At 71.6% G+C, this 14267-nt stretch carries 9 protein-coding genes; 6 read left to right on the top strand and 3 right to left on the bottom strand.

Features of this window, described 5'->3' with window-relative positions; genetic code table 11:
• Positions 1–178: 178 nt before the first annotated feature.
• Both WMF45_RS13350 and WMF45_RS13345 read right to left on the bottom strand, forming a co-directional pair.
• Complete coding sequence (locus WMF45_RS13350) at positions 179–2878, bottom strand: FG-GAP repeat domain-containing protein (RefSeq protein WP_437717285.1); 2700 nt, start codon at positions 2876–2878, stop codon at positions 179–181.
• A 252-nt stretch (positions 2879–3130) separates the two neighbouring features.
• A complete protein-coding gene (locus WMF45_RS13345) occupies positions 3131–6238 on the bottom strand; it encodes a PQQ-dependent sugar dehydrogenase (RefSeq protein WP_437717284.1) in 3108 nt (1035 codons plus the stop codon).
• A 441-nt stretch (positions 6239–6679) separates the two neighbouring features.
• On the opposite strand from WMF45_RS13345, the gene WMF45_RS13340 reads away from it, so the two are divergent.
• From WMF45_RS13340 to WMF45_RS13330, 3 genes are read left to right on the top strand one after another with little or no spacing between them, the layout of a single operon-like run.
• On the top strand, positions 6680–7204 hold the full coding sequence (locus tag WMF45_RS13340; protein WP_044964684.1) for a hypothetical protein: 525 nt from the start codon (positions 6680–6682) through the stop codon (positions 7202–7204).
• Entirely contained in the window at positions 7185–7562 is a 378-nt protein-coding gene (locus WMF45_RS13335; protein WP_437717283.1) for a hypothetical protein, read from the top strand. Before WMF45_RS13340 ends, WMF45_RS13335 begins: the two co-directional genes overlap by 20 nt.
• A 17-nt stretch (positions 7563–7579) precedes the next feature.
• Positions 7580–10039: a SpoIIE family protein phosphatase gene (locus WMF45_RS13330; RefSeq protein WP_437717282.1), complete on the top strand. Its 2460-nt coding sequence runs from the start codon at positions 7580–7582 to the stop codon at positions 10037–10039.
• Positions 10040–10058: 19 nt separating this feature from the next.
• Here the strand turns inward: WMF45_RS13330 and WMF45_RS13325 are convergent, their stop codons facing one another.
• A complete protein-coding gene (locus WMF45_RS13325; protein WP_437717281.1) occupies positions 10059–12227 on the bottom strand; it encodes a serine/threonine protein kinase in 2169 nt (722 codons plus the stop codon).
• On the opposite strand from WMF45_RS13325, the gene WMF45_RS13320 reads away from it, so the two are divergent.
• The 3 genes from WMF45_RS13320 to WMF45_RS13310 all read left to right on the top strand — a co-directional run bounded on the left by WMF45_RS13320 (position 12228) and on the right by WMF45_RS13310 (position 14206).
• Positions 12228–12401, top strand: coding sequence for a hypothetical protein (locus WMF45_RS13320; protein ID WP_437717280.1), 174 nt, complete (start codon positions 12228–12230; stop codon positions 12399–12401).
• 30 nt (positions 12402–12431) lie between these two features.
• Positions 12432–13364 (top strand): SIMPL domain-containing protein, encoded by a 933-nt coding sequence (locus WMF45_RS13315; protein WP_437717279.1) that lies wholly within the window; start codon positions 12432–12434, stop codon positions 13362–13364.
• A gap of 149 nt (positions 13365–13513) precedes the next feature.
• Positions 13514–14206 (top strand): hypothetical protein, encoded by a 693-nt coding sequence (locus WMF45_RS13310; protein ID WP_437717278.1) that lies wholly within the window; start codon positions 13514–13516, stop codon positions 14204–14206.
• Positions 14207–14267: the final 61 nt, after the last annotated feature.

Genomic DNA, 14267 nt, shown 5'->3' with positions numbered 1-14267 from the left:
CTTTCTCTGACGCGTTGCTTTTCATCGGTATGTCCCTGGGGCTCAAGGCGCCGCGCCGCTCGGGCGTGCCTACCAACCTGCTGCGCTCCCCGCGACAACGGAGCGCTCTCGAAATGCTCCTGTCTTCCCGTGTCGCGCACCCTGGCCGCAAGCGCTCGCCACGTTTTGCAGACATGGCCTAGGGCAGGCACCTGTTGATGAGCACGCTGACCATGGATTCGTGTATGTTGGCGACCGCAAGATCGGGCCTGCCGTCGCCGTTCAGGTCTGCCGCTGCGATCGACGCGGGGCTCATGCCTGCGCTGAAGCGGACCGGGGCGGCGAAGGTGCCGTCGCCCTGGTTGAACAATACGCTCACCTCACCCGCGCCTTCATCCTCTGCACGGACGCGCGCGTTGTTCGCGACGGCGAGATCGGGTCTGCCGTCGCCGTTCAAATCGCTCACCGCGACCGATGTGGGGCTCGCCCCGGCGGCGTAGCTGACCGGCGCGGCCAAGACGCCGTCGCCCTGGTTGAACAGCACGCTCACGTCGCTGCTCCCCACGACGACGATGTCGGTCGCCCCGTCGTCGTTCAGGTCTGCTGTGACCATCGAGCGGGGGCTCGTGCCCGCGGGGTAGTCGACGGCACCAGCGAAGGTGCCGTCGACCTGGTTGAGCAGCACACCCACCTCGGGGCTGTCCGCCTTCCCGAAGGCGAGATCGAGGCTGCCGTCGCCGTCCAGATCCGCCGCGACCACCGAGCGCGTCTTCGCGCCGCTGGCATAGCGGACAGCCGGGGCGAAGAAGGTGCCGTCGCCCTGGTTGATCCGCACGCGCACGCCTCCGCCGTGTGTCACGAGGTCGGGGCTGCCATCGCCGTTCACGTCCGCCGCGATCACCAGATCGCTGCCCGAGCTCATGAAGTCGTCGTGCCCGTAATTGATGACGTCGGCGAAGGTGCCGTCGCCGTGGTTGAGCAGCACGCTCACGTCGGCGGCTTTCGCGACCGCGAGATCGAGCTTGCCGTCGCCGTTCAGATCCGCCGCCGTCACGGCATAGGGCCGCTCACCCACCCCGTGGAAGGCGACGTCCGCGAAGGTACCGTCGCCGTGGTTGAGCAGCACCGCAACCTCGCGGCTGTCGCGAGGCACGACGGCGAGGTCCGGTCTGCCGTCGCCGTTCAGATCCGCTGCCGTGACCGACCCGGGCTGGATGCCTGCATAGTAGTCGATCGGGGCGGCGAAGGTGCCGTCTCCCTGGTTCAGGAGCACGGTGACATCGCTGTTGAGCGAGCTCGCGACGGCAAGATCATGAATGCCGTCGCCGTTCAGATCCGCAGCCACGGCGAAAATGAATCCCGCCTCCGCGGCGTAGCTGACCGGAGCGGAGAAGGTGCCGTCACCGTGGTTGAGCAGCACGCCCACGCCGTCGCGGCCTGCGCAGACGAGATCGACCATGCCGTCCCCGTTCATGTCCGACGCCACGAGAGAGTTGCTGGTGTCGAGCGTCGTGTACGTCTCCGGAGCGGCGAAGGTACCGTCACCGTGGTTGAGCAGCACGCTCACGCCGCGGGAACGCACCGTGACAGCGAGGTCGACATGGCCGTCACCGTTCAGGTCGATGGCGGCGATCGTGATGGGACCGAAGCCAGCGGCATATTCCACCGGGGCGGCGAAGGTACCGTCGCCGTGGTTGAGCCGCACCTGCACGACGTCTCTGTCATCGTCCGCGATGAGGAGGTCGGGGCTGCCGTCGCCGTCCACGTCCGCTGTCGTGATCGACGTGAACCATGGGAAGTAGAGCGACGAAAGCTCGTCGACCAGCGTGACCGTGAAGGTGCCGTCGCCCCGGTTGAACAGCAGGCGCATGTGGTTGCTATACGAGACCGCGAGGTCGGTGATGCCGTCGCCGTCCAGGTCCGACGCCGCGATCGACCCGGCGTCCGCGCTCTCCGTGGACAGCACCGGGGCGTAGCTCACCGGGGCGGCGAAGGTGCCGTCACCGCGGTTGAGCAGCACGCGAACAGTGCCGCCGGTGTTCGCCGTCGCGACGGCGAGGTCGGGCGCGCCGTCGCCGTCCAGATCCGTGATCACGAGCGAATGGGCGCTCGCGCCGACGGGATAGTCGACCGCGGCGGCGAAGGCTCCGTTGCCCAGGTTGAGCAGCACGCTCACGCTGCTTCCGCCCGCATTGGCCGTGGCGACGTCGAGCGCGCCGTCGCCGTTGAGATCCGCCGCTGCCATGGAGACGGGCTGCTGCCCCACGGGCGGGTTCGGCAGCGCCTGCGGCCCAGGGAGCCCGAGCGTCCCGGCGCAGGCGGGCGCGACGCACGCTCCTGCAGCGCAGCTCGCGCTGCCGCTGCAGGCGAGGGGAGCCCCGCTGACGCAGGCGCCAGCGCGGCAGGTGTCGTTCAGCGTGCATGCGTCGCCGTCGTTGCACGCGGCGCCTTCAGGGGCCACACCGACCGCGCACCTCCCCTCCACGCAGCTGCGCGGCCGGCACGGATCGTCCGCGCCGGCGCAGTCCGTGCGGGCGAGGCATTCGACGCAGCGCCCCCGGCCGTCGCACCGGGTTCCACCCGTAGAGCAGGCGACGCCGACCCGTGTCGGCCTGTGGACCGGCTGGCCGTCGTCGCAGAGTTCGTCGGTGCACGGGTTGCCGTCGTCGACAGCGACGCACGCGGCCGGGCCGCCGCCTCTGCCCTCACCGCCCCCGCTCCCGCCGCCTCCGCTCCCGCCGCCTCCGCTCCCGCCGGAGGAGGAGGTGCTCGTCGCCGGCGAGCCACCCATTCCGCCGTCCCCTCCGATTGTCCCGCCGGGGTGTTCGGTGCCGTCGCAGCCGAGCACGTGGGCCAATAACCAGAGGAACAACACAGCGACGGTGAAGGTGCGATGCATGAGGAGCCCTTTGCGAAGGCAGGCTTGGCCGAGCTTGGCCCGGGCGAGCGAAGCATCGATACGATAACTCGGCCAATGCGTGTGAAGGAAGACGAATTCCCGCGAGCGCGCTCATCTACCGCGGCTGTGGGAGCAGGGAGACGACCGTCGTCGAGGCTGGCGCCGCCTCTGCATAGTCCATCCGGCATCCGAATGCCGGTACCCTCCGGTACGACAGCGCCCCACGGGTCGCGCGCCATCGCCGCCGCCCTCTCACCTCGGATCGACGCGGAACACCTCGCCGGTCAGCATGACCACGTAAAGCTCGCCCGCGGCGTCCTCGCCGAACGAGGCCGCGGGCAGGCGCGACTCGAGGTCCGCCGTGATCTCGACGTGATCCCGCACCCTCGAGCCGTCCCACCGCAGCGTCCAGAAGCGGTGCGTCCCGTAGTCGCCGTAAACGTACCTTCCCCGGAGGCACGGGATCGCCGAGCCGCGATAGACGTAGCCGCCCGTGATCGAGCCGCCCTCTCCGCTCGAGTGGCTGTGCTCCACGGCGGGCGCGACGCCGACGCGGGAGCACCCGGCGGCGACGCAGTGGTCGCCCTCCATCGCCGGCCACCCGTAATCGCGCCGCCCGGCGCGCGCGGGCTCGATGTCGAGCTCTTCCCAGGCGTTCTGTCCCACGTCGGCGATGTAGAGATCCCCCGTGCTCCGGTCGAAGCTGATGCGCCATGGATTGCGCAGGCCATAGTCCCAGACGAGCGGGTTCACGCCCGCGCCGGAGAGGTTGCCTGGCGGGCCGAGCCCGCTGTCCACGTCGATCCGCAGGATCTTGCCGAGCGGCGACGAGAGATCCCTGGCCGGAGAGGCCGAATACGGCGTGACCGCCGAATCGCCGACGGACGCATAGAGGTGGCCGTCGGGGCCGAACGCGAGCGTGCCGCCCACGTGGTTCCAGCCGCCGTGCCTCGCGTCAAGGAGCGTCCGGACAGGCACGCTCCCCGCCGACGTGTCGGCGACATCGGGGTTCGAGGCCGAGCGGCGGAACTCGGCGATCGTGACGTTGCCCCTGGGCGCGGCGGTGTAGAAGAGCCAGAACCTGCCGCTCTCCGCGTAGCGCGGGTGAAACGCCATCCCGAGCAGCCCGCCCTCCGCGGTCGGGCTGGGCGCGCACACGAGCGGGTTCGCGCTCGCCGGCCGCGAGGGTGGGCACGATGTCCCGCCGCGGAGCTCGAGGAACGGGGTGGACCGGAGGACACCGTCCTTGATCAGGCGGACGACACCGTCCTTTTCGAGGACGAACATCCTCGATCGGTCGCCCGGCGGGCTCGCGAGGAAGACGGGTGTCGCCAGGCCGGCCGCGACCTGCGTGAGCTTCAGGCGCGGCACCCCGGCGCACGCGGCGCCGGAGCCGACGCTGCCTGCGCCGGAGCCGTCGCTGCCGGAGCCGGAGCCGTCACTGCCTGCGCCGGAGCCGTCGCTGCCGCTGGTACCGCTGCCGGAGCTCGCGCTCGTGCTGCCGGCGCCAACGCTCGCGCCTGCCGCGTTGCCTGCGCTGCCACCGCCGCTCCCTGCCTCGTGCGGCGGCCCGAGGCCCTCGATCCAGGAGCGGACAGCCGCGAGGCCCGCCGCGTCGGCGGTGTCCGACGCGATCGGGGGCATCTGCGCCCTGGAGCCGCGGTGCTCCATCCGCCGCACGACGGCGCTCGACTCGGGATCTCCCGGCGTGATCCGGTAGAGCGCGCCGGGCTCCCAGAAGCTGGGTGTCACGCCCACGCCGGTCGTGTACGTATCGGTGCTCTCCACCGTGGTGTTCGCCGCGAGGAGGCGTGTCCGCAGGGTCGCGACGCCGGTGCTGTTGTGGCAATTGCCGCAGTTCGCATGGAGATAGCCGAGCGCGGCGGCCGCCCGGGCGTCTCCCGGCGGGCGCACCCCTCCCCGCCTCGGGACGGTGAGCCACCCGGCGTCGCTCAGGGACGCCATCGTCTCGCCCGGTCCATCGTGGCTCAGCTGCAGCGCGCTGAAGCCGAGGACGCGCTCCGGGAGCTTTCCGTGGCACTCCCAGCAGTCCGCGGTCCGCGGGATGTCGTGCGCGGTCCCGCGCGCGTCCTCGACGCCCGCCTCGACGAGGAACGCGTCGTTCCTCGCCGGATCCCACGCGTACGCGGCGAACAGCCAGTCGTCGATGCCCGGCCCGAACCGGTGGATGAACCGCGTCTCCACGGCCACGCCCTCCGCGCGGAACTCCTTCCAGAAGCGCGCGCCCACCGGCAGCGACCAGTGATCCATGTCGCTCGTGTCGACGGTGGAGCAGGGCGGCAGGTACACGAAGCGCCGCTTCGCCGCCCCGTCCGACCAGAGCTCGTACGCAGGACGAAACTCGCGCGTGCCCGCTGCCCGCGATCGCGTCGTGATGTCGGCGTAGAGCCCGGTCTCGGAGAGCCGCGCGGGCGGCAGCGGATCGGGCGGCAGCGCGGCCCCGTCGGCGCACGGATCCTCGTCCGCCGCGCTCGACGCGCCGGTCGCGCTCGACGCGGCGGCGCTCGACGTGGCGGCGCTCGACGCGGCGGCGCTCGACGTGGCCGCCGCCGCGCCCACGCAGGGAGCGCAGCGCGGACCTCCGCAGTCGAGGCCCACCTCGAGGCCGTTCATCACCCCGTCCGAGCAGGTCACGTAACAGACGTCGAGCCTCGGGCGCTCCTGCGTGCTGCCGATCTCGCTGCTCCTCAGGTAGGTCGTGTGCGCGCGCTCCTCGTCGAGCAGCACGCCGTCGTTCCGCGCCGTCCCGAGCGCCCACGACTGCACGAGCGCTGACACGTCCGTCGCGCGAGCTCCGACGCCGGCCTCGGCCGCGAGGGTCGCCGCGCTCTCGCGTTCAAAGCCGCTGTCCCCGATGCTCCACCAGGTGACGGTGCGCTCGTCCCACGGCACCGTGACGCGGTATACGCTCACGGCGCTGCTCTCCACCGCGTACGTCTGATGGAAGACCAGAGAGGCAGAGAGGACCGTCGCGCCGACGGGCACGGGAGAGAGCCCGAAGTGCACGACAGACCTGCGACGGCCGGCGCCCGCGGCCCACCCCGTCGACAGGTTAGGAGACGCGGAGTCGTTCCACCCCGGAGCGTTTTGCCACAATGTCGCATCTCTCACCGTGCCGAGCGTTCCACGCTGGATGGTGACGCACACCGCACCATCGCTCGACAGCGCCGCCGAGGCCGCTCCGAGCGCCGCCGAATCCCCCTCTCCGACGCCGGGAATCGCGCCGGAGGGGCGCCCGGGCTCGCCCTCCGTCCCGGGCGCGGTGCTGCAGCCGATCGCCGCCGCCGCGGCGGCGCCGGCCAGGACGCCGCGCATCACGAAAAAAGGGACGCCCGTCATCGCCGCCAAGCGATGTGGGCGGTGGCGCGACGGCCCGAGTGGCCAGGGCGGCCCGAGCGAGAAGCATCGTTGTTCCATACAGCAATACCCTCCTTGCTGGGTCGCCCGGCCGGATGTTTCCCTCAGGTGAAGGCGTATGTGCGCCAGCCGCGCGGTGGCCGCACCGGATCCATGGACACACCTGGGCACCGATGGACGCCACGTTCGTCATCAACGAGCATGCCACTCCGCCGCGGGCAACGCGTCGCGTTATGCCCTGGAGGAAAGCGCGCCGTCGCGCGAACTGCGAAGCGCATCACATTCAGAGGTGAGAACCGCATCACATCGGAAGCGCGATGGCGGAGTTCGCTCCGGGTGCGCTCTCTGTTCAGCGCTCGCCCGCGCTCACGAGGCGGAACTAGTGGTTGGATCCTGCGCGAGGGCGGCGTAACATAACAGATTGTGTCATCCCCCGAACCGACGCAGAGCGCCTCGCTATTCCTCTGCATCACCTTCTTTCCGAGCGAGCGTCTGGCGACGGCGGTGCTGCGGCTGGTGTCCAGCTTCTGCGGCGCGGTGCTGGACGACGCGAATGTGAGCTCGCGGTTCTACATGGCCGCGCACGAGCTCGCCGAGAACATCACCAAATACTCCACCGGCCCTCGCGTCAGCCTCGAGCTCGCGCTGGAGGAGGACGAGCGGTCGCACATCATGAAGATCCGCGCGCGCAACGAGGCGTCGCCGGAGCGGCTGCGAGAGGTCGAGAAGCGGCTGCTCGACCTGAAGACCGCGAGCGACCCGCTGAAGCACTACGACGACCTCATCACGGAGACAGCGATGGTCGAGGGCGTCTCCGGCCTGGGCCTCGCGCGCGTCCGCGCCGAGGGAGGGCTCGACGTCGACTACAAGATCGAGGGCAACGAGCTCACGATCATCGCGCACGCGCCGCTCGAGCGGTGGAGGATGAATGGACAGCCTAAGGGTTGATCGCATCACCACGGACAGCTTCGGCATCGAGCCGGCGCTGCTCGGCGATCGCCTGAGTATCAAGCTCACCGGGACGGGCGACATGGCGGCGGCCGCGCCGCTCGGCGCCTATTGCAAGGAGGTCCAGCACGAGGTCCGGCGCCTCTCGCTCGCAGCCGTCGAGTTCGACATAAGCGCCCTGTACTTCCTGAACTCGAGCTGCCTGAAGGCGTTCATCGCCTTCATCTCCGGCGTCACCGGCCAGGGCGCCAAGTGCAAGATCCGGTTCGTCACCGACGCGAGGCTCGGGTGGCAGCGGAGGAGCCTGGCGGCCCTGGAGCGCATGTCCCCCGGCCTCGTCTCCATCCACGATAAGTGAACCGGGAGCGATAGATCATGGCGGCGAAGCGCCACACGATCGCCCTCCTGACCGACTACCTGTGCGGCGAGTACCAGTCCGAGGCGCGCTTCGGGGTCGAGCGCGCGGCCGAGGCGCACGACGTCAACCTCATCGTGGCCTTCGGCGAGACGCGCGCACGCCAGGGCTACGCGCTGGACGCCCGGGGCGGGATCTATTCGCTCATCGGCGCGACGACGGTCGATGGGGCGGTGATCATGTCGTCGGCGCTGACGAACCACGTCGGCCCCGAGGGAGCGCGCGAGTTCTTCCGATCGCTCGCGCCCTTGCCCGTGTGCAGCGTGGGGCTCGCGCTGGACGGCATCCCGAGCGTCATCGTCGACAACGCGGTCGGGGGCGAGGCGGCGGTCGCGCACGTGCTCGACGACCACGCGTGCAAGCGCGTCGCCTACATCAGCGGGCCGGCGAACAACGAGGAGGCGAAGCTGCGCGCCGTGGCGTACCGGAGGGCCCTCGAGGCGCGCGCGCTCCCCTATGACGAGCGCCTCTTCGTGTACGGCGATTTCCTGATCGACGGCGGCCGACGCGCGATGCGCGAGCTCCTCGGGCGCGGGGTCGGGTTCGATGCCGTCGTCGCCGGCAACGACAACATGGCCCTCGGCGCGATGGACACGCTGAAGACGCACGGCATCGACATCCCTCGCGACGTCCTCGTGTGCGGGTTCGATGACGTCGCCGTCTCGCGTGTCACCAGGCCGTCGTTGACGACCGTCCGCCATCCGATCAAGGAGCTCGGGGCGCTCGCCGTCGAGACGGTCGTGCGCCAGCTCCGCGGCGAGCGTGTGCCGGAGTGCAGCCTCCTTCCCGTCGAGCTCACGCGGCGCGAGTCGTGCGGCTGCGGCTACTACGCTGCCCTCCCGCGCGCGAGCGGGGCGCCTCCGCGCCGCGAGCCGCTCTCCATCACCGCGCAGCGGGAGCCGCTGGAGCGCGCGCTCGCGCGGTGCGTGACCGTCCCGGCGGCGTCCCGTGAGGCCTGGCCCCGGGAGCTGCTCTCCGCGCTCGAGGAGGAGCTGAGCGGGCGGGAGGGCCGCTTCCTGACGGCGCTCCAGGACCTCCTCGACGCGGCGGGGCGCGAGGGCGTCGCCCTCGATCAGTTCCAGGGCGCGATCACGCTGCTCCGCTCGAGGATCGGCCGGGCGCCCGGCGGCGCCTCCGAGGACCGCCTCGAGCGGCTCTGGCACACGTGCCGCGTCCTGATCAACCACGCCTCCGTCCGCGCCGAGGGCGAGAAGCGGCTGTACCTGGAGCGCGCGTCGGTCAACCTCAGCTGGACCGGCATGTTCTTCTCGACCTGCCTCGGCATGCCCACCCTCCGGCGCACGCTCGCGGCGGAGCTGCCGAAGCTGGATCTCACGCACGTCGCCATATCGCTCTTCGACGATCCCCGGCGCGCCACCCTGCAGTCGCTCTTTCTGATGGAGAACAGCCGCGAGGTGGAGCCGCCGCCCGCGAGCTTCGCGTCCTCGTGCCTCGCGCCGCCCGGATTCCTGAGCTCGTCGGAGCGCTGGAGCGTCGTCGCGATGCCGCTCACGTTCGGCGAGACGGAGAACTACGGCGTCGCGCTCGTCAACAGCGGCGCGAACGAGATGGTCTACGACGCGGCGCGCCTCCAGATCGGCTCCGCGATGAAGGCGGTGTCGATGCACCGGGAGATCGTCCGGCACGTGGAGGTGCGCGAGCGGCTGGAGCAGGAGAGGGTCCACCAGGAGACCCTGGTCGCGAAGCACATCCAGACCACGCTCGTCCCGACGCACCTGCACGTGGAGGGGCTCGAGCTCTCCGCGATGATGCGGCCGGCCGCGGAGGTCGGCGGCGACTACTACGACGTGCTCCCCACGCGGGACGGCGGGTGGCTCGGGATCGGCGACGTCGCGGGGCACGGGCTGGTGGCGGGCCTCGTCATGCTGATGATCCAGAGCATGGTCGCGGCCATGACGCGCAGGGATCCGCGCGCCCGCCCGGGCGAGGTCGTCTCGGCGCTCAACCGGGCGATCTACGACAACATCCGCGACCGGCTGAAGCGCGACGAGCACGCGACCCTGCTGCTGCTGCGCTACGAGCGCGGCGGGCGGGTGACGTTCGCGGGCGCGCACGACGACATCATCGTGTGCCGCGCGAGGACGGGGAGGAGCGAGTGCATCCCGAGCTCCGGCGTGTGGGTCGGCGTCCTGCCGTCCATCGACGCGATGACGACGGACGCCGAGCTCCTCCTCGAGGACGGCGACCTGCTCGTGCTCTACAGCGACGGGGTGACGGAGGCGCGCAACGCGCACCGGGAGCAGTTCGGGCTCCCGCGGCTCTGCGCCACCGTCGAAGCCGCCCAGGACGCGCCGGTCGACGACATCCGCGACCGGATCCTGCGGGAGGTCGACGGCTGGTGCCCGAGCCCGGACGACGACATCACGATCGTCGTGGGCAGGTACCGCGCGCCGCGGTGATGGCGGCTCACCGGGCTCGTCAGCCCGTGACGCGGCCCTCGATGATCCCGCCGTCCGCGGTGATGGCGACGACCACCTCGCCGTCGACGAACAGCGACACGACAGGGCCGACCCAGGCGTCGTTCTCCCAGACGCACTCCCACACCCCCGCCATCGGCGGGATGCCGCCGCGCCGCACCCAGATGCGCCCCGCGCTGCCCGCCCAGGCGCGCCCCTCCGCGTCGATCGTCGCGGCCGACAGGGCGCGCCGCGGCTCGATGATCTCCGTGAAGACGCTCTGCCCGTAGCGCCAGACGACGCTCCCCTCCGCGCCGACGGCGATGCCCACGCCGAGATCGGGCCGCCCGGCGCACGCGACGAACGCCCGCGCCGGCGGCGCCGGGATGCGCTCCAGGTGCCAGTCGAGCGGCGCGTAGAGCGCGACCAGCCCCTCGCCCTTGGTCGACCGGCCGACGACGAGCCACCGCTCGTCCTCGACGCGCGCGACCGCGGCGAGGAGCGCGACGCCGTCGGCCGGCATCGGCCGCAGCCAGCGCTTGGCGATGAACGCGTGGAGGAGCGGCCGCGGATCGTTCGGCGTCGTCGAGACGAGGATGCCCATGTCCTCGAGGTCGCCGCTCAGCGCGACGTGGCTCTGCGGCTCTCCCGGCAGCTGGAAGACGCCCGTCACGCCGCCCGTCGTGTACACGGCCAGCGTCGAGGCGTCGCCGCCGATGAGCCACCGGCCGGGTCCGATCCGGTGCACGAAGCGCACGCCCTGCGGGCTCGGGAGGCCGCCGGACGACGCCTCGCTCCAGCTCGTCCCGTTCCAGAAGAGCAGCCCCCCCGTGGCCGCCGCGAGGCACCGGCCGTAGCCGTCCCAGGCCACGCTCCGGATGACCGAATCGAGGCTCGGGTGGTGGAGCACGCTCCACGTCCAGCGCTCGACGACCGCCGACAGGCGCGGCGCGGGCTCCCGCGAGGCGCGCGGGGGCGCGCTGATGATCTCGGCCTCGATCGGGCGGTCCTGGCCCGGGCGCTCGGCGGCCTTGGCGCTTCGCGGCGACAGCAGCGTCTGGCCGAGCTCCCCCTTGAGCTGCACCGGCGCCTTCAGGTGCGTGGACGGGACGGTCATCGGACCGACCTCCTCCGCGACGCGCACGCGCTGCTCCCCCGCGCTCGCCACGATCCGCTGCTCCAGCGCGGAGATCGGCGAGGCGGGGCGGAGGTACGGCGAGAGCATCGCGGCCACGGCCACCGCCTCCTGGAGGCGCTCCTGCGCCTCGCCGGTGGACGCCCAGCGGAGCGCGAAGTCGATCGACTTGCACGCCTGGTCGTTGCCGCGCAGCGCGGGGTGGAGCCACCGCGTCTCGACGATGCTCCGGCGCGTGCGCGCCATGGCGGCCATGAGCGCCTGCGCCTGCGACTCCGCGATGATGTACTCCTCGCCCGTCAGCAGGAAGAAGATGACGGACGCGAGGTTGAAGATGTCGGTCCACGGGCCGATCGTGCTCGGATCGGCGGACAGCATCTCCGGCGGCGCGACCCCGGCGTTGCCGACGACGCCGGCCATGATCGTCTCGCGGATGCCGCGTGGCCGCGCCATGCCGAAGTCGCTGATCTTGAACAGCTCGTCGTCGCCTGAGCCGCAGCAGAGGATGCTCTCCGGCGTGAGCTGCCGGTGGACGACGCCGACGTCGTGCACGGCCGACAGCCCGCTCGTGATGCACTCGATGGCGCGCGTCGCGCGCGCCGGATCGAACGCGTGGCCCGTGGCCTGGATGGTCCCCTGCACCCGCTGCCGGAGCGTCACGCCCTGCACGCCGCCGTGCACGTACTCGATGGTGATCCAGGGGAGGTTGAGCGCCTTCGTGCCGCGGCGGACCTCGAACGTGCCGGTGTCGATGAGCCGGACCACGAAGGGGGTCGGAGGGACCTGCTCGTTGAGGCGGCCGAGGGACACCGCCTCTTTCTTCACGATGACGGCCGCCGACGGACCCATCTGCCTGAAGAGCGACGGCCGGAGGATCTTGACGACCACGGGCGTCTCGCCTTCGGGCGCGGTGCGGACCGCGTAGAACGAGACGAACATCGTCCCGGCCCCGGCGCGCGACACGATCCGGTAGCCGATGCTTGGCGAGAGGTCGCTGGCGATCGTGGCACCCTGCAGACCTCCGAGGGCCTCTTCATCGCTGGGTATTGTGAGCACGTGAACGACCATAGCGCACCCGGCGCGGCGTGGAACAACTTGCCGAGGGGGAGCCACGCCGCCGCCTCGGGCATCGCCGGCGCGCCGCCGGAGCGGCTCGGCGAGCGGCCCGTCGGTCTGCTCGCGGCGGCGAGCGCGCGGGCGCGCGGGCGCAGAAGCGCGCGCCCCCTGTAAGCCGGCCTGGGCGGCGCGCGTTGCACGGGCATGAAGAACCAGCGCTCCCTGTCCCGCGCGTACCTCGCCGGGCTCATGCTTTCGGTCACACCGCTGCTCGCCGCGTGCGCGGCGCAGGCGACGCCGCCCGTGGCCGCCTCCCCGGAGGTCAACACCATCACGGTCGTCGGCCGCGGCGACGTCAGCGCGAGGCCTGACGTCGCCCGGGCCCAGATGGGCATCGAGGTGATGGCGCCGACGGTGCACGAGGCGACGAAGCTCGCCGCGGCGCGCATGACCGAGATCCTCGCCGCGCTCAAGAACGCCGGCCTGGCCGAGAAGGACATCCAGACCAGCAACTACTCCATCCAGCTCGTGCGGCAGGCCGACGTGCCGCCCTGGATGGCCATGGGCTACGCGCAGCCCGCGCCGGTGCCCGCCCCCGTCGCGCCGGCGCCGGCGGCCCCGGCCGCGGCGCCCGCGGCTCCCGCGGGGCGCGGACCGAAGGCGCCTCAGCCGCCCGCGCCGAAGCCGCCGCCCGCCGACCTGGCGCCGGCAGCGCCGCCTCCGCCGTCGCACGTCTATCAGGTGAGCAACACCGTGATGGTCGTCATCCGCAAGCTCGATCAGGTCGGGGCGGTGCTCGACGCCGCCGTGGCCGCCGGCGCGAACAACGTCTGGGGCGTCTCGTTCGGCCTCGACGAGACCGACCCGCTCGAGGCGCGCGCGCGGGAGAAGGCGATCGCGGACGCGCGGGCTCGCGCCGAGGCGCTCGCCAGGCTCCAGGGCGTCTCGCTCGGCCGCGTCGTCTCGATCAGCGAGGTCGTCGAGCACGGCCCCATCTACGCCCCCCGCGCCGCGCTCGCCTCCGGCGGGTACTCCGCGGACATGGGGACGCCCGTGTCGTCCGGCGAGGTCCCGTTCGGCACGCAGGTGAAGGTCGTCTACGCGCTGGAGAGCGCGCCTGCGAGCCCGCGCAAGTGACGCCGCGGCGCGCGTGGAGGGGCCACGGGCGCGCCGCCGCGGGCGGCGGCCGCCAGATTCCAGCTAGATCGACCGTGCGCCGCCCCAGCGGGTAAAGTCCCAGCATCCAGCACGGCCCCCGACCCGATCGGCCCCTGCCCAGCGCCACCATGATCGCCCCGTCCCGCCCTTCCCTTCGCCGTGCCCCTGTCCTCGCTGCGCTCCCGCGCTGCTCCGCCGCGCTCGTCCGCTCGTTCGCGGCGGCAGCGCTCGTCACCTCGACCACGGGCTGCCTCGTGCTCGAGCCGCCGACGTACGAGCATCCCGAGCCGACCGCGCCGGTGCTCTCTGCGGTCTTCCCTCCTCCCCACCTCCCTATCCACATCATCCCGGGGCGCGAAGGTATCCTGAATTTCAGCGTGACGGTTCTGTCCGAGGACAACGGCGACCCCGTGCAGACTGCCCAGTACATCGATTACGGGAGGCGCAGCCGCTTCGGGAGGCCGTACCGGAGAGGGGAGGTGTCCCCGAGGTTGATCGCGGCCGGGACCATCGAAGGCGGACAGCGCGCCTTCACGATCGAATTGGACTTCGACAACTTCACGCTCCCGACAGACGGGGTGACGCCGGATAAGGAGTGCCACACGCTCACCGTGACTGCGTCGCACGCCTTCAACGAGTGCCGTTGCCCGACGGACCCGGAGGACATGAGCTCGCTCACATGGCAGCTTATCCACTGCGACCCGAATGACCCGGCCTGCCCCGCGTCGTGCCCTGCGATGGATTGCAAGGCCACCCCCTGCCTCTTTTGCGATGATCCCTCACTCGAGGACGGTTGCGTGACCCCGCCCCCGGACGACTGACGCCGCGAGACCGCCGCGCTCCAGCGGCATTGCGCGCGCCCCCGACGCCGCAGGGGCGTGG

It is taken from the genome of Sorangium sp. So ce448 (assembly GCF_051520915.1).
Taxonomy (GTDB): Bacteria; Myxococcota_A; Polyangia; order Polyangiales; family Polyangiaceae; genus Sorangium; species Sorangium cellulosum_B.
This window is presented reverse-complemented; position numbering and strand designations above follow the sequence as displayed.

Bases quoted from the DNA above. Each gene is read 5' to 3' on its own strand.
- WMF45_RS13350 (WP_437717285.1), bottom strand. From the start codon at position 2,878: ATGCATCGCACCTTCACCGTCGCTGTGTTGTTCCTCTGGTTATTGGCC.
- WMF45_RS13345 (WP_437717284.1), bottom strand. From the start codon at position 6,238: ATGACGGGCGTCCCTTTTTTCGTGATGCGCGGCGTCCTGGCCGGCGCC.
- WMF45_RS13335 (WP_437717283.1), top strand. From the start codon at position 7,185: ATGGACAGCCTAAGGGTTGATCGCATCACCACGGACAGCTTCGGCATC.
- WMF45_RS13330 (WP_437717282.1), top strand. From the start codon at position 7,580: ATGGCGGCGAAGCGCCACACGATCGCCCTCCTGACCGACTACCTGTGC.
- WMF45_RS13315 (WP_437717279.1), top strand. From the start codon at position 12,432: ATGAAGAACCAGCGCTCCCTGTCCCGCGCGTACCTCGCCGGGCTCATG.
- WMF45_RS13310 (WP_437717278.1), top strand. From the start codon at position 13,514: ATGATCGCCCCGTCCCGCCCTTCCCTTCGCCGTGCCCCTGTCCTCGCT.